At 74.8% G+C, this 18853-nt stretch carries 21 protein-coding genes and 1 pseudogene; 16 read left to right on the top strand and 6 right to left on the bottom strand.

Annotated features, from left to right (window positions below):
* Positions 1–22 precede the first annotated feature (22 nt).
* On the top strand, positions 23–649 hold the full coding sequence (locus tag RLT57_RS05840) for an ABC transporter permease (RefSeq protein ID WP_311296292.1): 627 nt from the start codon (positions 23–25) through the stop codon (positions 647–649).
* On the opposite strand, the gene ybaK is transcribed toward RLT57_RS05840, so the two are convergent.
* The 3 genes from ybaK to RLT57_RS05825 all read right to left on the bottom strand — a co-directional run bounded on the left by ybaK (position 612) and on the right by RLT57_RS05825 (position 3503).
* The gene (gene ybaK / locus RLT57_RS05835; protein WP_311296291.1) at positions 612–1121 is read right to left on the bottom strand and encodes a Cys-tRNA(Pro) deacylase; all 510 of its coding nucleotides are present in this window, start codon (positions 1119–1121) and stop codon (positions 612–614) included. The genes RLT57_RS05840 and ybaK overlap by 38 nt on opposite strands.
* A gap of 12 nt (positions 1122–1133) precedes the next feature.
* A complete protein-coding gene (locus RLT57_RS05830) occupies positions 1134–1850 on the bottom strand; it encodes an LON peptidase substrate-binding domain-containing protein (RefSeq protein ID WP_311296290.1) in 717 nt (238 codons plus the stop codon).
* 72 nt (positions 1851–1922) lie between these two features.
* Positions 1923–3503 (bottom strand): oxidoreductase, encoded by a 1581-nt coding sequence (locus RLT57_RS05825; RefSeq protein WP_399128109.1) that lies wholly within the window; start codon positions 3501–3503, stop codon positions 1923–1925.
* A 299-nt stretch (positions 3504–3802) separates the two neighbouring features.
* On the opposite strand from RLT57_RS05825, the gene hisD reads away from it, so the two are divergent.
* The 8 genes and pseudogenes from hisD to hisF all read left to right on the top strand — a co-directional run bounded on the left by hisD (position 3803) and on the right by hisF (position 9840).
* A complete protein-coding gene (hisD, locus tag RLT57_RS05820; RefSeq protein WP_311296289.1) occupies positions 3803–5113 on the top strand; it encodes a histidinol dehydrogenase in 1311 nt (436 codons plus the stop codon).
* Positions 5110–6255, top strand: a complete 1146-nt coding sequence (locus tag RLT57_RS05815) for a histidinol-phosphate transaminase (protein ID WP_311296288.1) — start codon at positions 5110–5112, stop codon at positions 6253–6255. The genes hisD and RLT57_RS05815 overlap by 4 nt, the downstream gene beginning before the upstream one ends.
* Entirely contained in the window at positions 6252–6845 is a 594-nt protein-coding gene (hisB, locus tag RLT57_RS05810; RefSeq protein WP_311296287.1) for an imidazoleglycerol-phosphate dehydratase HisB, read from the top strand. The genes RLT57_RS05815 and hisB overlap by 4 nt, the downstream gene beginning before the upstream one ends.
* Positions 6842–6994, top strand: a complete 153-nt coding sequence (locus tag RLT57_RS05805; RefSeq protein ID WP_311296286.1) for a hypothetical protein — start codon at positions 6842–6844, stop codon at positions 6992–6994. The genes hisB and RLT57_RS05805 overlap by 4 nt, the downstream gene beginning before the upstream one ends.
* Before the next feature lie 10 nt (positions 6995–7004).
* A complete protein-coding gene (gene hisH / locus RLT57_RS05800; RefSeq protein ID WP_311296285.1) occupies positions 7005–7640 on the top strand; it encodes an imidazole glycerol phosphate synthase subunit HisH in 636 nt (211 codons plus the stop codon).
* A gap of 165 nt (positions 7641–7805) precedes the next feature.
* Entirely contained in the window at positions 7806–8531 is a 726-nt protein-coding gene (gene priA / locus RLT57_RS05795; protein ID WP_311296284.1) for a bifunctional 1-(5-phosphoribosyl)-5-((5-phosphoribosylamino)methylideneamino)imidazole-4-carboxamide isomerase/phosphoribosylanthranilate isomerase PriA, read from the top strand.
* A pseudogene (locus RLT57_RS05790) lies at positions 8528–8926 on the top strand (Rid family hydrolase); the annotation flags it as partial. The gene priA and the pseudogene RLT57_RS05790, both read left to right, overlap by 4 nt.
* Positions 8927–9084: 158 nt before the next feature.
* Positions 9085–9840 (top strand): imidazole glycerol phosphate synthase subunit HisF, encoded by a 756-nt coding sequence (gene hisF / locus RLT57_RS05785; protein WP_311296283.1) that lies wholly within the window; start codon positions 9085–9087, stop codon positions 9838–9840.
* A gap of 83 nt (positions 9841–9923) precedes the next feature.
* Here the strand turns inward: hisF and RLT57_RS05780 are convergent, their stop codons facing one another.
* Positions 9924–10556 (bottom strand): TIGR03085 family metal-binding protein, encoded by a 633-nt coding sequence (locus tag RLT57_RS05780; protein WP_311296282.1) that lies wholly within the window; start codon positions 10554–10556, stop codon positions 9924–9926.
* A 52-nt stretch (positions 10557–10608) separates the two neighbouring features.
* Positions 10609–11607: a hypothetical protein gene (locus RLT57_RS05775; protein WP_311296281.1), complete on the bottom strand. Its 999-nt coding sequence runs from the start codon at positions 11605–11607 to the stop codon at positions 10609–10611.
* A 125-nt stretch (positions 11608–11732) separates the two neighbouring features.
* Here RLT57_RS05775 and hisI point away from each other — a divergent pair, with 125 nt between their 5' ends.
* Both hisI and RLT57_RS05765 read left to right on the top strand, forming a co-directional pair.
* Positions 11733–12104, top strand: a complete 372-nt coding sequence (hisI, locus tag RLT57_RS05770) for a phosphoribosyl-AMP cyclohydrolase (RefSeq protein ID WP_311296280.1) — start codon at positions 11733–11735, stop codon at positions 12102–12104.
* A gap of 11 nt (positions 12105–12115) precedes the next feature.
* On the top strand, positions 12116–13618 hold the full coding sequence (locus RLT57_RS05765; RefSeq protein ID WP_311296279.1) for an anthranilate synthase component I: 1503 nt from the start codon (positions 12116–12118) through the stop codon (positions 13616–13618).
* 55 nt (positions 13619–13673) lie between these two features.
* Here the strand turns inward: RLT57_RS05765 and RLT57_RS05760 are convergent, their stop codons facing one another.
* Positions 13674–14900 carry a S53 family peptidase gene (locus RLT57_RS05760; RefSeq protein ID WP_311300590.1) on the bottom strand — a complete coding sequence of 409 codons (1227 nt, stop codon included), beginning with the start codon at positions 14898–14900 and terminating at the stop codon, positions 13674–13676.
* Between the two features lie 533 nt (positions 14901–15433).
* Between RLT57_RS05760 and RLT57_RS05755 the strand changes: the two genes are divergently transcribed.
* From RLT57_RS05755 to trpM, 5 genes are all read left to right on the top strand, one after another.
* Positions 15434–16033 (top strand): TIGR02234 family membrane protein, encoded by a 600-nt coding sequence (locus RLT57_RS05755; RefSeq protein WP_311296278.1) that lies wholly within the window; start codon positions 15434–15436, stop codon positions 16031–16033.
* Between the two features lie 218 nt (positions 16034–16251).
* Positions 16252–16533 (top strand): HGxxPAAW family protein, encoded by a 282-nt coding sequence (locus tag RLT57_RS05750; RefSeq protein WP_311296277.1) that lies wholly within the window; start codon positions 16252–16254, stop codon positions 16531–16533.
* Between the two features lie 287 nt (positions 16534–16820).
* Positions 16821–17327 (top strand): DUF2752 domain-containing protein, encoded by a 507-nt coding sequence (locus RLT57_RS05745; RefSeq protein ID WP_399128103.1) that lies wholly within the window; start codon positions 16821–16823, stop codon positions 17325–17327.
* A 172-nt stretch (positions 17328–17499) separates the two neighbouring features.
* A complete protein-coding gene (trpC, locus tag RLT57_RS05740) occupies positions 17500–18312 on the top strand; it encodes an indole-3-glycerol phosphate synthase TrpC (RefSeq protein WP_311296276.1) in 813 nt (270 codons plus the stop codon).
* A gap of 389 nt (positions 18313–18701) precedes the next feature.
* Complete coding sequence (gene trpM, locus RLT57_RS33255; RefSeq protein WP_399128101.1) at positions 18702–18845, top strand: tryptophan biosynthesis modulator TrpM; 144 nt, start codon at positions 18702–18704, stop codon at positions 18843–18845.
* Positions 18846–18853: the final 8 nt, after the last annotated feature.

The following is an 18853-nucleotide window of genomic DNA, read 5'->3' as shown; positions in this document are numbered from 1 at the left end:
CGACACCTGGCACGATGGGCTGGTGACCGCACCCCTGACGCCGCAAGAGCCGCCGTTTCCGCCCTTTCCGGGGGGCGGGTCCGGCCCCGGTGACGGACCGGGCGGCCGGCAGCGGTTCGCCGCCGAGCTCGGCAGGGGGGTGCTGGTCGCGGTGCTCGTCACGATCGGCGGGATCGCCCTCGGACTGCTGTGGCTGTGGCTCTCGCCGCGGATCCCGATGGTCTCCGACGGCCAGGCGGTCTACCTCAAGGACACCGAGGGCGAGGAGGCGATCGGCGGCGACGGCACGTTCGTGCTGATCGCCGCCGCGCTGGGCGCGGTGAGCGCGCTGCTGGTGTTCTGGCGGCGGCGCGACGGCGGGGTGGGGAGCGTGCTCGGCCTCGCGGTCGGCGGCGTGCTGGCGTCCGTGGTGGGCTGGCGGATCGGCGTCTGGCTCGGGCCGTCCACCGACATCGTCGCGCACGCCAAGCAGGTCGGGCCGAAGGTCGTCTTCGACGGTCCCCTGGAGCTGCGGGCCAAGGCCGCCCTGGTCGCCTGGTCGGCGGCGGCGATGCTGGCGCACCTGTGCGTGACCTCGGCGTTCGGCCCGCGCGAGGAACCCCGGCCGCTGCCTAGCGGCGTGCAATGGGGGCCGCTGCCCCCGAAGTGAGCCGCACCAGCTCCGCGGGCGGCAGCTCCACCTCCAGGCCCCGCCGGCCCGCCGAGACGAAGACCGTCGCGAAGCCGAGCGCCGAGTCGTCCACGACGGTCGGCAGCGGGCGGCGCTGGCCGAGCGGGGAGATCCCGCCGACCACGTAGCCGGAGCTGCGCTCGGCGGCGGCCGGATCGGCCATCGCGGCCCGCTTGCCGCCCGCGGCCGCGGCCAGCGCCTTCAGGTCCAGGCTCGCCGACACCGGCACCACCGCGACGGTCAGGGCGCCGTCGACCTCGGCCACCAGCGTCTTGAAGACCCGCTCGGGTACGACGCCGAGCGCGCGCGCCGCCTCCTCGCCGTACGACAGCCCGGCGGCCGGGTCGTGCTCGTAGGAGTACACGCCGAAGGGCACCCCGGCCTTCTCCAGCAGGGCCGTGGCCGGGGTGCCGCCGGCCGGCCGGGACTTCTTCGCCGTCGGTTTCGCCATCGGGTCCCGCCGTCAGTTCGCGCAGGTCGGTGTCTGGGTCAGCTCCGCCGCGGGCAGCGACGGCAGCTTCTCGATGATCGCGGTCTCGCGGTGCAGCAGCCGCAGCTCCGCGGTCAGCCGGGCCGCGGTGTCCGGCGCCTCCAGCAGCTGCTGCTTCACCGGGCCCTCGGCGATCATCGCCGCCGCGATGAGGTAGGACAGCACGGTCGGGTCGTCGGGGAGCTCCTGCGCCGACAGCGTCCGCTCCCGCGCCCCGGCCAGCCGCTTCTGGTAGGTGCCGAAGGCCCGCGTCACCTCCGCGGTGAGCGCTCCCGCGTCGCCGCCCGGCTCGTCCGGGACCTCCTCGACCTCGCCGGTCAGGTACGCGCCGGTGGTGTCCACCGACAGCAGCCGGAACCTCATGACGCCGGTCGCGACCAGCTCGTACCCGCCGTCGTCGCGCTCGGCGATACCGGCCGCCTCCGCGATGCAGCCGTAGCCGTGCAGCGCGGTCATCGGGTCGTCGCCCAGGCCGGTCATCGGCCCGATGACCCGGCCTTCCTGACCGGTGGGTGCCACTTCGTGACCGTTCTTGATCGCCACCACCCCGAACCGCCGGGGTGTGTCCTCGGGCAGCGCCAGCAGGCCGCCGACAAGGGCGCGGTACCGGTCCTCGAAGACGTTCAGCGGCAGCACCAGGCCGGGGAAGAGCGCCGAGCTGAGCGGGAAGAGCGGAAGGCGATCGGTCACAGCAAGCCAGGGTACGGGCACGGCGGCCCGCTCCGTCACCCGCTGTTCCCGGTGGCGCCGCGCCGGATCCCCTCAGGTGCCCCGGCGCAGCAGCCGGGACGCCCCCGCCGCCGCGGTCGTCGCCAGCATCCAGCCGAGCAGGGTCATGCCGGACGCCACCCACTGGCTGATTCCGGCCTCCCGCCAGGCGTTGTCCTGGCCCAGGTCGATCACCGGCAGCAGCAGGTCCAAGGCGTAGAGCGCCGGGTTCCAGTGCGGCCGGTAGCCGCCGCTGTCGGCGGGCGGCGGGGTGCCGCGCGCCGCGAAGTACACCGTGCCCAGCGCCCACACCAGCGCCATCCACACCGCGGCCCGGCCGGGCCGGTAGCCGTACCCGACCGTGACGTCCTGGAGCCAGCCCCACACCCGGCCGGCCGGCGGCAGCGACTCCCGGCGGCGCCGCTGCTTGGCCAGCAGCACCTCGCGCGCCTCGGCGTCCTCACCGCCCGAGCGCAGCGCGGCGGCCAGCCGCTCGTAGGGCCCCGGGCTGTACTCGGGGGTGGCCGCGTGCAGCCACCGGATCCTGGCCCGCAGCGGGAAGTCGTCCCGGCTGGCCAGTTCGTCGTAGCCGAAGCCGGTCAGGTCCAGCAGCCCGGCGGCCGGCCAGCTGTCGCGCGCGTCGACCAGCTTGCCGACCCGGGCGCCGGCCAGCGACACCGGGCCCAGCGGCGGCTCGCCCGGGGTGAACCGCAGCTCCGGGGTCTGCAGCCGGCGCAGCGACACCTGCTGGTCCTCCGCCAGCCGGAAGTGCGCCCGGCTGACGATCACCGCGTTGCCGATCCGCGCGTCGTCCAGCCGCAGGCCGCCCTCGCACTCGAAGTCCCGGACCGTCGCCCCGACCGGCGGCCGGGTGTCGCCGGGGGCACCGTCCAGCGCGTTCCAGCCGGCCGTGAGGTACAGGGTGTGCTCGACGCCGACCCGGGCGGCGTTGAGCGCGTACCGGCCGTAGGGGTTGCGCAGCACGGTGCCGCGCAGACTGAGCCGGCCGCCGATCCGGGCGCTGCGCAGGCTGAACTCCCCGATGACGTCCATCAGCTCGGCGTCCACGTCCTGGCCGACGAACAGCCCGTCGGCGGACACCGCCCGGCTGTGCCGGTCCCGCCGCACGGTCAGCTGGTTCATGAGCAGGTCGGTGCCGATCTGCGCGTCGGTCAGCCGGATGCCGCCGGTCACCAGGCACTGCGGCAGGTGCAGGTCACCGCTCACCTGGAGCCGGGCCGCCTCCAGCCGGGGTATCAGACAGCGGACCATCCGCATGCTGCCGGCCCGGCACTCCGGCATCAGCACCTGCTCGTCGAAGCGGCAGTCGTCCAGCTGGAGGTACGGGGTGACCGTGCCGCCGGCCAGCGTCAGCCGGCCGCTGATCCGCATCCCGGCCAGTTTCAGCGCGGCCACCCGGCCGGGCACCGGCGGTGGCGGGTCGAGCAGCAGCTCCGCGACCGCCTGCGCCCGCACCGTCCGCCACGCCGGCCACGGCGGGCCGGTCAGCGGTTCCTCCCGGTCCGCCCCGCGCGGGCGCAGGTCGCAGGTCCGCCCGGCCCGGAAGGCCCGCCACATGCGCTGCTCGACCGGCGTCCACCCCTGCGGCGCCGCGAGTTCCGCCGGCTCAGCCACCTCGACCCCTTCCCCCGTGTCGGCGCACACGCTAGCGGGGCGGGCGGCGGGGGAGGAGGGGACCCGGGGGCCCGCGGGCGGCCCGGCGGACCCGGACCGGACCCGGACCGGACCCGGAGCAGCGCAGCGGGACCGGCGGGGCCGCGCGACCGGCAACGGCCTCCCCCGGTCCCCGCGGCGCCCCGCGGTGTCCGCGGAGCTGATCGCGGCTGGTCGCGGCGTCTCGCGGCGGGATCACCGCGTATCACGGAGTGGAACCGCGGAACGTCCGCCATGACCGGGTCTCTACACTTGGCAGCGTGATCTCCCGAATCGATCTGCGCGGTACCGCCTTCCCGGAGGGCGGGATCGACCGCGACCTGCTGCCTCGCGCCGACTTCGACGTGGAGGCCGCGCTGGACACCGTGCGGCCCATCTGCGAGGACGTACGCCATCGCGGGACGCAGGCGGTCATCGAGTACGGGGAGCGGTTCGACGGCGTACGGCCTGAGCGGCTGCGGGTGCCGGAGGCGGCGCTGCGGGACGCGCTGGCGGGCCTGGACCCGGCGGTCAGGGCCGCCCTGGAGGAGTCCGTCCGGCGGGCCCGGCTGGTGCACCGCGAGCAGCGGCGTACCGACGTCACCACCCAGGTCGTCCCCGGCGGCACCGTCACCGAGCGGTGGGTGCCGGTCGGGCGGGTCGGGCTGTACGTGCCCGGCGGTATCGCGGTCTACCCGTCCTCCGTGGTGATGAACGTGGTGCCCGCCCAGGAGGCCGGCGTCGCCGGCGTCGCGGTCGCCTCACCGCCGCAGAAGGAGTTCGGCGGGTCGCCGCACCCCACCATCCTGGCCGCCTGCGCCCTGCTCGGCGTGACCGAGGTGTACGCCGCCGGCGGCGCCCAGGCGATCGCCATGTTCGCCTACGGCACCGACGAGTGCCGCCCGGTCGACCTGGTCACCGGCCCCGGCAACATCTACGTCGCCGCCGCCAAGCGCCTGCTCAAGGGCCGGGTCGGGATCGACGCCGAGGCCGGGCCGACCGAGATCGCCATCCTCGCCGACGCCACCGCCGAGGCCGCCTTCGTCGCCGCCGACCTGATCAGCCAGGCCGAGCACGACCCGCTGGCCGCAGCCGTCCTGGTCACCACCTCCGCCGAGCTGGCCGACGCGGTCGACAAGGAGCTGGACGTCCAGGTCGCCGCCGCCCGGCACCGGGACCGGATCGCCGCCGCGCTGTCCGGCCGGCAGTCCGCGACCGTCCTGGTCGACAGCCTCGCCCAGGGCCTGGAGGTGGTCGACGCCTACGCCGCCGAGCACCTGGAGATCCACACCGAGGACGCGCCCGCCGTCGCCGCCCGGGTACGCAACGCCGGCGCGGTCTTCGTCGGCCCCCACGCCCCGGTCTCGCTGGGCGACTACTGCGCCGGCTCCAACCACGTGCTGCCCACCGGCGGCTGCGCCTGCCACTCCTCGGGCCTGTCCGTGCAGTCCTTCCTGCGCGGCATCCACGTCGTGGACTACTCGCGGGCCGCGCTCGCCGAGGTCGCCCACCACGTGGTGACCCTCGCCGAGGCCGAGGACCTGCCCGCGCACGGCGCGGCGGTCAGCGTCAGGTTCGGAGCCGACCGGTGACCCGCGTCGACGACCTGCCGGTCCGCGCCGAGCTGCGCGGCCAGTCCCCGTACGGCGCCCCCCAGCTCGACGTACCGGTGCGGCTGAACACCAACGAGAACCCCTACCCGCTGCCCGAACCGCTGGTCGCCCGGATCGCCGAGCGCGTGGCCGAGGCCGCCCGCGGCCTGAACCGCTACCCCGACCGGGACGCGGTCGAGCTGCGCGCCGGACTCGCCCGGTACCTGACCCGGACCGCGGGCCACCCGGTCGGCGTGGAGCAGGTGTGGGCCGCCAACGGCTCCAACGAGGTCATCCAGCAGCTGCTGCAGACCTTCGGCGGCCCCGGCCGCACCGCCATCGGCTTCGAGCCCTCGTACTCGATGCACGCGCTGATCTCCCGTGGCACCGGCACCGGGTGGATCTCCGGGCCGCGCGGCGACGACTTCACCATCGACGTGGCCGCCGCCACCCGGGAGATCGCCGAGCGCGCGCCCGACGTGGTGTTCGTCTGCTCGCCGAACAACCCGACCGGCACCGCGGTCGCCGCCGAGACCGTCCTCGCGCTCCACGAGGCCGCGATGGCCGCCGGACCCTCCATGGTCGTGGTCGACGAGGCGTACGGGGAGTTCTCGCACCGGCCCTCGCTGCTGCCGCTGATCGATGGCCGCCCGAACCTGGTGCTGACCCGGACCATGTCCAAGGCGTTCGGGGCGGCCGGGCTGCGACTCGGCTACCTGGCCGCCGACCCGGCGGTGGTGGACGCCGTCCAGCTGGTCCGGCTGCCCTACCACCTGTCCTCGATCACCCAGGCGACCGCGCTGGCCGCGCTGGAGCACACCGACACCCTGCTCGGCTACGTCGAGCAGCTCAAGGCCGAGCGGGACCGGCTGGTCGCCGAACTGACGGCGATCGGCTACGAGGTCACCGCGTCCGACGCCAACTTCGTGCAGTTCGGCCGGTTCGCCGACAGCCACGCTGCCTGGCAGGCGCTCCTCGACCGCGGCGTCCTGGTCCGCGACAACGGCGTACCCGGCCGGCTGCGGGTCACCGCGGGCACCCCGGCCGAGAACGACGCCTTCCTCGACGCCGCCCGGACCGTTTTCAAGGAACAGCAGAGCCGGCCGCCGCGCACCGAACACCGTACCGAGGAGTCCGTATGACCCGCCTGGGCCGGGTGGAACGCACCACCAAGGAGACGTCCACCGTCGTCGAGATCGACCTGGACGGCACCGGCCAGGTGTCGGTGTCGACCGGCGTCGGCTTCTACGACCACATGCTCGACCAGCTCGGCCGGCACGGCCTGTTCGACCTCAGCGTGAAGACCGAGGGCGACCTGCACATCGACACCCACCACACCATCGAGGACACCGCCCTCGCCCTCGGCGCCGCCTTCAAGCAGGCGCTCGGCGACAAGGTCGGCATCTACCGCTTCGGCAACTGCACGGTGCCGCTGGACGAGTCCCTCGCCCAGGTCACCGTGGACCTCTCCGGCCGCCCCTACCTGGTGCACACCGAGCCGGAGAACATGGCGCCGATGATCGGCGGCTACGACACGACGATGACCCGGCACATCCTGGAGTCCTTCGTCGCGCAGGCGCAGATCGCCCTGCACGTCCACGTACCGTACGGGCGCAACGCGCACCACATCGTGGAGTGCCAGTTCAAGGCGCTGGCCAGGGCGCTGCGTTACGCCAGCGAGCGCGATCCGCGCGCCGCGGGGATCCTGCCGTCGACGAAGGGCGCGCTGTGAACAAGGGGTCTTCCCTCTTCATCCTGCTGGGGCTGTTCCTGGCCGGCGGGGTCTACTCGTTCTGGAAGCAGAAGCAGTCCAAGAGCGTCATCACCCTGCTGGCGATCGGCTCGGTGATGGCGGTCGTGGCCGGACTGCTCCAGCTGTAGGGGCGCGGCGATGACCAAGAGCGTCGTGGTGCTCGACTACGGCTTCGGCAACATCCGGTCCGCCGAGCGCGCGCTGGCCAGGGCCGGCGCCGAGGTGGAGATCACCGCCGACTACGACCGGGCGATGGCCGCCGACGGGCTGCTGGTGCCCGGTGTCGGCGCCTTCGCGGCCTGCATGGCCGGGCTGACCGCGGTACGCGGCGACTGGATCGTCGGCCGCCGGCTGGCCGGCGGGCGCCCGGTGATGGGCATCTGCGTCGGTATGCAGATCCTCTTCGCCCGGGGCATCGAGCACGGCGTGCAGAGCGACGGCCTGGACGAGTGGCCCGGCACCGTCGAGCCGCTGAACGCCCCGGTCGTCCCGCACATGGGCTGGAACACGGTACGGGCCCCCGAGGACTCCCGGCAGTTCGCCGGTCTGGACGAGGACGCCCGGTTCTACTTCGTGCACTCCTACGCCGTACGCGAGTGGCGGCTGGACGCCCACAACGGCGCCATCCGCGCCCCCAAGGTGGCCTGGACCACCCACGGCGAGCCGTTCGTGGCCGCGGTGGAGAACGGGCCGCTGTGGGCCACCCAGTTCCATCCGGAGAAGTCCGGGGACGCGGGGGCGCAGCTGCTGGCCAACTGGCTCGGCACCCTCTAGCCGGCGGCCCGCGCCCCCGCCCGGCCCCGCCCCCGGACCGCCCGCCGCCCGGCCTTCCCCCCCGCTTTCCGCCCCTCCCGCCTTTCCCGCCCTTCCTGAATGTTTTCGTCCTAACCGTCTCGTCCGCCTTTTCCGCCTTCCGCCAGGACCGAGGACCGCATCGCGATGACCAAGCTCGAACTCCTCCCCGCCGTCGACGTCAGGGACGGCCAGGCCGTCCGCCTCGTGCACGGCGAGTCCGGCTCTGAGACGTCGTACGGCGAGCCGCTCGCCGCCGCGCTCGCCTGGCAGCGGGCCGGTGCGCAGTGGCTGCACCTGGTGGACCTGGACGCGGCCTTCGGCACCGGCGACAACCGGGCGCTGATCGGCGAGGTGGCCCGCAGTATGGACATCAAGGTCGAGCTGTCCGGCGGCATCCGGGACGACGACACCCTCGCCGCGGCCCTGGCCACCGGCTGCACCCGGGTCAACCTCGGGACGGCCGCGCTGGAGAGCCCGCAGTGGGTGGCGAAGGTGATCGCCGAGCACGGCGACCGGATCGCGGTCGGCCTGGACGTCCGCGGCACCACGCTGCGCGGGCGCGGCTGGACCCGTGACGGCGGCGACCTGTACGAGACGCTGGCCAGGCTGGACGCCGAGGGCTGCGCCCGCTACGTGGTCACCGACATCGCCAAGGACGGCACCCTGCAGGGCCCCAACCTGGACCTGCTGCGCGATGTGTGCGCGGCCACCGACAAGCCCGTGGTCGCCTCCGGCGGGGTGTCCAGCCTGGCCGACCTGCGGGCCGTCGCCGGTCTGGTCCCGGCGGGTGTGGAGGGCGCCATTGTCGGAAAGGCGCTCTACGCGAAGGCGTTCACGCTCGAAGAAGCCCTGGAGGCAGTGTCACGATGACCGGCAACGCTGGTGTGCGCCGTGAACAGTCCGGTAGCGCGTGGGAAGAGGCGATCGGCTCGGCCCGCGCGGTGGCCGCCGGCGACCGGGTGATCGTCGCCGGGATGATGCCCGACCCGACGGACGGCGCCGTACCGGGCGAGGACGAGCCGTACGAGCAGACCCTGAGCGCCTTCCGCAGCGCGCTCGCCGCGCTCGAACCGTTCGGCCTGGACGCCGGGAGCGTGATCAGGACCCGGATGTACCTCAGCCACGCCAGGGACGTCGACGAGGTGGGCCGGGCCCACCGGGAGCTGTTCGGCCTGGTGCGGCCGGCCGCCACGATGGTGGTGGTGGCCGGGTTCTCCGACTCCCGGGTGCTGGTCGAGGTCGAGATCGAGGCGTACCGGTCCGCCGCCGCAGGCGGCCCGGCCGCCGGCGGCTCCGGCGCGGAGCGCCCCGCCGGTGACCGGCCGGGGCCGCAGGAACCCCCGCGGTCCCCGGCGGCCGAACGGTCCCCGGCGGCCGCGCCGGCCCAGCGGCCCCCGCACGCCCCCGAGCCAGGAGCCGCCGCATGACCCTCGCGGTCCGAGTCATCCCCTGCCTGGACGTGGACGCCGGGCGGGTCGTCAAGGGCGTCAACTTCCGGAACCTGCGGGACGCGGGCGACCCGGTCGAGATGGCCAAGCTCTACGACGCCGAGGGCGCCGACGAGCTCACCTTCCTGGACATCACTGCGTCCTCGGGCGACCGGGAGACCACCTACGACGTGGTGCGGCGCACCGCGGAGCAGGTCTTCATCCCGCTGACCGTCGGCGGCGGGGTGCGCAGCGCCGAGGACGTCGACAAGCTGCTGCGGGCCGGCGCGGACAAGGTGGGCGTCAACACCGCGGCCATCGCCAGGCCCGAGCTGATCCAGGAGATCGCCGAGCGCTTCGGGCGGCAGGTGCTGGTGCTGTCGGTGGACGCCCGCCGCACCGCCGACGGCTCCTTCGAGGTCACCACGCACGGCGGCCGGCGTGGTACCGGTGTCGACGCGGTGGAGTGGGCGCACCGGGCGGCCGAGCTGGGCGCGGGGGAGATCCTGCTCAACTCGATGGACGCCGACGGCACCAAGGACGGCTACGACACCGAGATGATCGCCGCGGTGCGCGCGCACGTGTCCGTCCCGGTGATCGCCTCCGGCGGCGCGGGCAAGGCCGGCGACTTCGCCCCGGCGGTGGCCGCGGGGGCCGACGCGGTGCTGGCCGCCTCCGTCTTCCACTTCGGCGACCTGCGCATCGGCGAGGTCAAGGCGGCGCTGCGCGAGGCCGGTCACCCGGTCCGCTGATTGCGGCGGGCCGCCCGCGGCGGCGCCCGGAGCCCGGTCTGGGCGGCGTACCCCCTGGGACGTCCGTCCGGGCGGCGGGGCGCCTACATGCCGAGCTCGGCCGCGTACGCCTTCGCCACCGCGTCCTGGTCGCCCTCGGTCGTGACCTTGGCGGCCGACTGGCGGCCGAAGGCGAAGAGCGTCAGCTCGCTCGGCTCCCCGGTCACGGTCACCACCGGGGAGCCCTTGTGGGCCACCACGGTCTGGCCGTCGGGGCGGCGCAGGACGAGGCCGACCGGGGCCCGGCGGCCGAGCAGCCGGCCGCCGCGCTCCAGGCGGTTCCAGAGGGTCTCGGCGAGCAGCGGGTCGACGACCCGCGGTGTCCAGTCGGGCGCGGCCCGCCGGACGTCCTCGGTGTGCACGTAGAACTCGACGGTGTTGGAGATCTCGTCGAGCTGCTTGACGGCGAAGGGGGACAGCCGCGGCGGACCGGTCCTGATCAGCCGGATCAGCTCATCGTAGGGCTTGGCCGCGAACTCGCCGCGGACCCGCTCCAGCCGGGGCGCGAGCCGGGGGATCAGGATCCCGGCGGCCGCGTCGCCGCGCCGCTCGCGCACCACCACGTGCGCGGCCAGGTCCCGGGTCCGCCAACCCTCGCACAGCGTCGGGGCGTCGGGCCCCGATCGCTCCAGCAGGTCGGCGAGGAGCAGACGTTCACGCTGTGCATGACTCGACATGCCGCCAGGTTAGTCCTGATTGGGCTGTACGTCCGCTCCTCACCCGCCCGGTTCAGCCGAGCCTGCTGTAGAGCTTCACCCCGTTGGTGCCGTCGTTGCGGGTCAGCGAGCAGGTCACCGTCTTCTTGTTCTGCAGCTCGTAGGTGACCAGCTTCGGGAACAGCGCGTACGGGTAGTACTCCCTGCCGTCGGCCGGCAGGTGCTTCCTGGCGTCCGCGGTGCACAGGTCCAGCGCCTTGGTCTGGATCTCCTCGTCGCTGGCGAAGGAGCCGCTCAGCGTCTCGTTGGCGACCACCTGGGCGTCGTGCGCCGCGGCGCAGGAGCGGGTGGTGACCTTGTCCACCGTCTTCGTCAGCGTCGGCGCGTCGAAGCACTGGCCCGGCGGCAGCGCCACGTAGGGGACCAGCTTCTCGGTCGGCGTCGGGTCGAGGTCGGTCGGCAGGTCGAAGGTCGGCGTGTCGGTGGGCAGGTCGAAGGTCGGCGTGCCCGTCGGGAGGTCGGAGGGCAGCCCGGTGGGCAGCCCCGTGGGCAGGGACGGCAGCCCGCTGACCGTCGGCGGCTTGTTGTTGTCGGCGGTGTTGTCGCCGTCGCTGCCGCCGGCCGCCACGACGGCGCCGATGACCGCGCCGATCACCACGACCGCGCCGATCGCGAGCCACACGTTGCGCTTGGTGTGGTTCGGCGGCGGCCCCGGCGGATAGCCGCCCGGACCGGGCGGCGGGTAGCCGTAGCCGTACTCGGGCGGAGCGCCGTAGCCCCCGGGCGGTGCCGGGGGGCCGGGCTGCGCGGGCGGGCCGTAGCCGTAGCCCTGCTGCTCCTGCGGATAGCCGTAGTTCTGGCCGCCCTGCTGGGGGTAGCCGTACCCCTGGTCGCCCTGCGGCTGCTGGCCGTAACCGTAGCCCGGGTCGCCTTGCGGCTGCTGGCCGTAGCCGTAGCCGCTGTCACCCGGCGGCGGGGGAGGGGGCGGGCCGTAACCCTGCGGCGGACCGTAGCCGCCGCCCTGATCGGGAGGCGGCGGCGGACCATTCGGTGGCGGCGGAGGAAAACCCATGCAGGCAGGATGCCCCATACGGGTGACAACAGCGAGCGAACACCGGATGACGGACAACTTGCCTGTACCCTTTGCTATTTAATGCGGCTTTTCGCGTTGCCGCGGATCGGCGGCAGAATGGCGGCATGCCCGCGACTTCACTCGATCCCGCCATCGCCGCCCGCCTCAAGCTCACTCCCGAGGGGCTGATTCCGGCCATCGCGCAGCAGTACGACACCGGCGAGGTGCTGATGCTCGGCTGGATGGACGCCGAGGCGCTGCACCGCACGCTGACCACCGGCCGCTGCACGTACTGGAGCCGCAGCCGGCGGGAGTACTGGGTCAAGGGCGACACCTCCGGCCACGTCCAGCACGTCAAGGCGGTCGCCCTGGACTGCGACGGGGACACGTTGCTGGTCCGGGTCGACCAGGTGGGCGCGGCCTGCCACACCGGGGACCGGACCTGCTTCGACGCGGACGTCCTGCCGGCCGCGCCGGGCACGCCCGCGGGCCAGTAAGGTCTGCGGCCATGGACCTGGAAACCTTCCGCAAACTCGCGGTCGACCGCCGAGTCATCCCGGTCAGCCGGCGCCTCCTCGCGGACGGCGACACCCCCGTCGGTCTGTACCGCAAGCTCGCCGGGGAACGGGTCGGCACCTTCCTGCTGGAGTCCGCGGAGAACAGCCGCTCGTGGTCCCGCTACTCCTTCGTCGGCGTGCGCTCCTCGGCCACGCTGACGGTACGGGACGGCCGGGCGCACTGGCTGGGCACTCCGCCGGTCGGCGTCCCCGTCGACGGCGACCCGCTGGCCGCGCTGGGCGCCACCGTCGAGGCGCTGCACACCCCGCGCGACCTGGCGGCCGGTATGCCGCCCTTCACCGGCGGCATGGTCGGCTACCTCGGCTACGACATCGTGCGCCGGCTGGAGCGCATCGGCGAGCACGGCGCGGACACCCTGCGGCTGCCCGAACTGACCATGCTGCTGACCTCCGACCTGGCGGTGTTCGACCACTGGGACGGCTCGGTGCTGCTGATCGCCAACGCGATCAACCACAACGACCGGGACACCGGCGTGGACGAGGCGTACGCGGACGCGGTGGCCCGGCTCGACGTCATGGAGGCGGACCTGGCCCGGCCCGCGCCGAGCGAACCCGCCGTGCTGCCGGAGTCGGCCGACTTCGGCTACACCGCGTACTGGGGCGGCGACAACTTCAAGGCGGCGGTGGTGGACATCAAGGAGCGGATCCGGGCCGGCGAGGCGTTCCAGGTGGTGCCCTCGCAGCGGTTCGAGACACCCTGCTCGGCGAGCGCCCTGGACGTCTACCGGGTGCTGCGGGCCACCAACCCCAGCCCGTACATGTACCTGCTGCGCTTCCCCGGCGACGAGGGCGGAGCCTTCGACGTGGTGGGCTCCAGCCCGGAGGCGCTGGTGAAGGTCGAGGGCGGCCGGGCGCTGCTGCACCCGATCGCCGGCACCCGGCCGCGCGGCGCCACCCCGCAGGCCGACAGCGCGCTCGCCGAGGAACTGCTCGCCGACCCCAAGGAGCGGGCCGAGCACCTGATGCTGGTCGACCTCGGGCGCAACGACCTGGGCCGGGTCTGCGAGCCCGGCACGGTCGAGGTCGTCGACTTCATGTCGGTGGAGCGCTACTCGCACGTGATGCACATCGTGTCCACCGTCACCGGGAAGGTCGCCGCCGGCCGCAGCGCCTTCGACGTGCTGACCGCGTGCTTCCCGGCCGGCACCCTGTCCGGGGCGCCCAAGCCGCGGGCGATGCAGATCATCGAGGAGCTGGAGCCGTTCCGGCGCGGACTGTACGGCGGCTGCGTCGGCTATCTGGACTTCGCCGGGGACGCCGACACCGCGATCGCGATCCGTACCGCGCTGCTGCGCGACGGCACCGCGTACGTCCAGGCGGGCGCGGGCGTTGTCGCGGACTCCGATCCGGACGCCGAGGACGCCGAGTGCCGCAACAAGGCGGCGGCGGTGCTGCGGGCGGTCGCGACGGCGAACGGCATGCGCAAGCCGTAGCGCGGGCGCCGGAGCGGGGGGACGGGGGCGGCCCGCCCCGCCGCTCCGCCGGGTGTCAGCCCTGGAAGGCGGTCAGGCCGATCGGGGTGCCGAGGCCGGTCGGGCCGTCGAAGCCCGGCAGGCCGGTGCACAGGTACGACCCCGCGCACGTCCCGTTGGAGCCGTCCGCCACGTCGTTGAGCGCGTCCCGGTGGGCGTACGGGAAGGACGCCGGGTACGAGCCGGCCGACGGCGTACCGGCCAGCGCGTAGACCGAGGCGACGATCGGCGAGGCGACGCTGGTGCCGCCGAAGACCTCCCAGCCCGGGTCGCCGCCGTAGGTGTCGTACACCGCGACCCCGGTGGAGGGGTCGGCGACGGCGGACACGTCGGAGATCGTCCGGCCGCCGCACTCGGTGTCCTGCTGCCAGGCGGGCTTGGGGTCGTAGGACGTGCAGCCGGAGCCGCTGCCGCCCCACGCCGTCTCCTTCCAGCCGCGTGCCGAGGAGTCCCTGGTCAGCGCGGTGCCGCCGATGGCGGTGACGAACTGCGAGGCGGCCGGGTACTCGATGCCGTAGCCCGCGTCGCCGGCGCTGACGGTGATCGCGACGCCGGGGTGGTCGAAGTACGCGCTGTCGTACGAGGCGTCCACGGGCGACTCGCCGCCGCCGTAGCTGTTGGACACGTACTTCGCGCCCAGGGCCACCGCGGTGTTGACCGACGCGCCCAGGTCGTCCATCGCCGACGAGGACGCCTCGACCAGCAGGATGCGGCACAGCGGGCAGATCGCGCTGACCATGTCCAGGTCCAGGGATATCTCCTCGGCCCAGGCGCGGTCGGGCAGCGGCAGCGGGGCGCCGCCGCCGTCCTGGCCGACCTTCTGGAAGCAGCCGTTGGCGGTGCCGCACTCGGGCAGGCCGAAGGCGGCGCGGTACACGGCCAGGTCCGACTCGGCGTTCGGGTCGTCCCAGGCGTCCACGATCGCGACGGTCTGGCCGGAACCGCCGCCGGACGGGAGACCGTAGGCGCTCACCAGGTCGGCCGGGCCGTAGCCGGCCGGGGCCGCCGCGGCGCCGACCGAGCCGGTCGACCTCGCCAGCGTCTGCGCGCCGGCCGTCACCTTCAGTGCCTGACAGGCCATCAGGCCCGGTTTGGCGGCGACCGCGCAGGAGCGGGCGGTGGTGAGCCGGTGCGCGGTGGTCTGGGCGCCCGCGGTGGGGGCGAGGGCGAGCCCGGACAGGGCCAGACCGGCCGCGGCGGTGAGCGCGACGGCGGTGCGGCGGGCGGTGGGGGCGTGGGGGATGGCGCTGCGGGGGGTGAGGGAGGCGAGGGAGGTGAGGGAGCCGTCGGAGGTGCGGTGGACGCGGGAAATGGAGGGAAAACGCAAAGCAACTGCCTCCGGAGCGTGGGGGGTCGAGAGAAGCAGTGGAGGAGTGGGGGGATGCGTGGAGGTGATGTGTGTGACCTGTGGTTCCACTGCTGTCTGGAGTGGTGGATGGGACTCGGGGAACCTAATCTGATGAGCACACGACAACAAGAAGGGATGCCGGAATCTTTACCTCCGGTTGACCTTCGAGCCCCGGCGCCGGGGCGGGGCGCCCGACGCGGGATAGTGGTGGGGTGACCGACGTTCCCCCGCCCCGCACGGCCGCCGAGCCAAAGCCGCAGCCCGTCCCGTCCCGGCCCCGGGACGGGCGGCCGCCGGGCGCCGCCGAGCGGCGGGGGAGCACGCGCGGCCCGGACACCGCACGGGTTTCCGGCGCCGCGGACGGTCCGCCGGCCTACGATCCCGCGGACCCCGGTCCTGCGGTCGGCGCCGCCGACCGCAGGACCGCTATGCGCGCCCTCGCTCTCGCCCTGCCGCTCGGCGCGCTCGGCGCGGCCCTGGTGCTCCTCGGCGTCAGCAAGACCTGGACGCGCGGCACCGCCGCCCTCACCGGCCGCGGTATCGCCGTGCACGCCTCCGGCAGCCAGACCACCGCGCTGCCCGGCGCGCTGGCGCTGGTCGGGCTCGCCGCCCTCGTCGCGGTCTTCGCGGTACGCCGGCTCGGCCGCTACGCCGTCGCCGCCCTGCTCACCCTCAGCGGGGCCGGCGCGGTGGCCGGCGTCCTGGCCCGGCGCGGCGACCACGGCGCCGTCGACAACGCCGCCGCCGGCGCGACCGGCCTCACCCGCGCCACCGCCGGGCACGTCACCACCACATCCTGGCCGCTGGTCGCGGCGGCCGGCGGCCTGCTGCTGCTCATCGCCGGGCTGCTCGCGCTGCGCTACGGCCCGCGCTGGCCGGCCATGTCCGGCCGCTACGAGCGGGCCGGCGGCAAGAAACCCGCCGCGCCCCGCGCCGCCGCCCCCGTACCGGTCGACCCGGACCGTCCCGAGGACCTGTGGAAGGCCCTCGACCGCGGCGAGGACCCCACCGCCCCGGCCTCCCGCTGAGGCCGCCGCCCGCCGGTCGCCCGCCGCCGGAGCGCCGCCCGCCGAACCCTTTCCCGGTCCTTTCCCGACCCTTTTCCGACCCTTTTCCCGGCCGGGCCGCGGCGCTCCGCCGGGCCACCCCCGGTGCGCGGCGCGCCCGACGGCCGCGCAACAATGGGGGACGAAGCGGGTGGCGGAAAGACGCCTTCCACCGGGACCGAGAACATCAGGGAGTACTCATGGCGGCCACGCACGACCACGGACACACGCCCGCCGCCTGGACCGGCGTGATCATCTCCTTCGTCGGCTTCTGCGCCGCGGGTGCCTTCATGGTGGCGGCGCGGCCGGTCGGCTTCTGGGTGAGCCTCGGCGTCATCCTGCTCGGCGCCGTGGTGGGCGGCGTGATGAAGATCATGGGCTTCGGCGCGAAGATGCCGCGCGACATCGCCGCCGCCCACGAGAAGGCCGCCGAGGCCGAGGCCGAGCGGGACGAGTCCCGCACCCCCGCCAACGCCGCCTGACCCTCCGTGGGAACGGCGGCCACACCGCCCGCACCGCACACTGCCACCGGCCGGCCGGCCGCTTGCGGATCGGGCCCTGGGGGCGCCCGGACGCCGGGGCGGTGCCGCCGGTGCCGGGCGGCACCGCTCGGGGGCGGCCCCGCCGTTCCCCGTACGCCGGGATGCCGTCGCCTGGCCGGAACCCCGTCGGGGGCGCGGGCGCCGGGTGCGGCCGATCCGGTCGGGCGGGGGACGACCGGGCACGCCACGCGCTGCGCCGCCGCGCGGCCGCGGGCACAATCGGCGACGTGACCCCGCCCTTCCGGCCGACCCCGCGGTTTCCCGGGGCGGCGCCCGCCAGGCCGCCCGGCCCGCCGTGGCCGGTACCGCGGCCGGCCCCGCCGGCGGCCACCCGCCGCGGCCCGCTGCGCCGCACCGCCGTACCGCTCGCCCTGCTCGGCGGGGCCGCCTGCGTGTTCGGGTACGTCGCCGCCGTGGACCCGAACAGCCCCGGCCACTACCCGCTCTGCCCGCTGCGGTACTACACCGGCCTGTACTGCCCCGGCTGTGGCGGCCTGCGCAGCGCCTACGCGGTCGCGCACGGCCACATCGGCACCGCGCTGGGCTGCAACGCCGTCGCCGTCGCCGGATACCTGGCTTTCGCGGCCTTCTGGGCGCTCTGGTTCACCCGGGCGGCCCTCGGGCGCCCCTTCGCGCCGGCCCTGCGGCCTGCCCACCGCGTTCTGGCGCTCGCCCTGCTGGCCGCGTTCACCATTGTCCGGAACCTGCCCTTCGGCGCCGCGCTCGCGCCCTGAGCCGACGCGGCCCGCCGGGCCGCCGCACGAGGGCGTTCGTCCAGGTGGTGGCAGTGCGGGCCACCGGATGCGGGTACTCCGGCCGCCGCCGGATACCATCGGGAGTGCCGGGGGTCTCCACCACTGGCTTGATCATTTCGCTGCTCGACCCGGCCGGAAAAGGAGTTCTCGCGTGAGTGTGCTCGACGAGATCATCGACGGAGTCCGAGCCGACCTCGCCGAGCGGCAGGCCCGGGTCTCCCTCGGCGACCTCAAGGAACGGGCCGCCCGGGCGCGCGACGCCAAGGACGGGGTGGCCGCGCTGCGCAGCGAAGGCGTCACCGTGATCTGCGAGGTCAAGCGGTCCAGCCCGTCCAAGGGCGCGCTCGCCGCCATCGCGGACCCGGCGGCCCTGGCCGCCGACTACGAGGCGGGCGGCGCCGCGGCGATCAGCGTCCTCACCGAGCAGCGCAGGTTCGGCGGGTCGCTCGCCGACCTCGAGGCGGTCCGCGCCGCCGTGGACGTGCCGGTGCTCCGCAAGGACTTCATCGTCACCGCGTACCAGCTCTGGGAGGCGCGGGCGTACGGCGCCGACCTGGCGCTGCTGATCGTGGCCGCGCTCGAGCAGCCCGCGCTGGTGTCCCTCGTCGAGCGGGCCGAGTCCATCGGGCTCACCCCGCTGGTCGAGGTGCACGACGAGGAGGAGGTCGAGCGGGCGGTGGACGCGGGCGCCCGGATCATCGGGGTCAACGCGCGCAACCTCAAGACGCTGGAGGTCGACCGCGGCACGTTCGCCCGGGTGGCCCCGCGGATCCCCGACCGCGTCGTCAAGGTCGCCGAGTCCGGTGTCCGCGGCCCGCACGACCTGATCGCCTACGCGAACGACGGCGCGGACGCCGTCCTGGTCGGCGAGTCCCTCGTCACCGGCCGCAACCCGCGCGCGGCCGTCGCCGATCTCGTGGCGGCGGGGGCGCATCCGGCGCTGCGCAACAACCCCCGCGCTTAGTCGCTCCCGCTCCGGACCGGTCCGGCCGGCCCGCGCGGCTGCTCTTCGGTCCCGGACCGTCCGCGGGGGGTGGGTTTCCCGCGCGGTTCCCCGCGCCCCTGGTGGGTGCCCCTCGCCGCGACGGCCAACCGGCCCTTCGACGGCCAACCGGCCCTTCCCCCGGCCCGGAGCCCGGGACGCGCCCCGCAGGGGGCGCGAGCGACGGATCCGTCGCCTCCGGCCTGTACGACAACCCGAGGACGCGCCCTGCAGGGGCACGGGGAACCGCGCGCTCAGCCGCGATGGGCCGGTGGTCGGCGATGCGCCGCAAGGGGCAGCTCCTGAGGGGCGCCGGGAACCGCGAGGCAGGCCGGGGTGGGGCGGGCAGCGGGGCACCGTAGGATCGGGGTATGGCTATCGCGTCGCGACTCGCGCCCGGGTGCCGGCCGCGAGGGTGCCGGGCGCCTGCCAGGCGCGTGCTCGGGCGGCGGGTGCGGTACGTGATCGGGTGCGAACCCGGTCAGGTGAACGGCAGGCGATGGCGCCGCGGCTGATCCGCGAC

Origin of the sequence: Streptomyces sp. ITFR-21, from assembly GCF_031844685.1 — a bacterium.
Taxonomy (GTDB): domain Bacteria; phylum Actinomycetota; class Actinomycetes; order Streptomycetales; family Streptomycetaceae; genus Actinacidiphila.
This window is presented reverse-complemented; position numbering and strand designations above follow the sequence as displayed.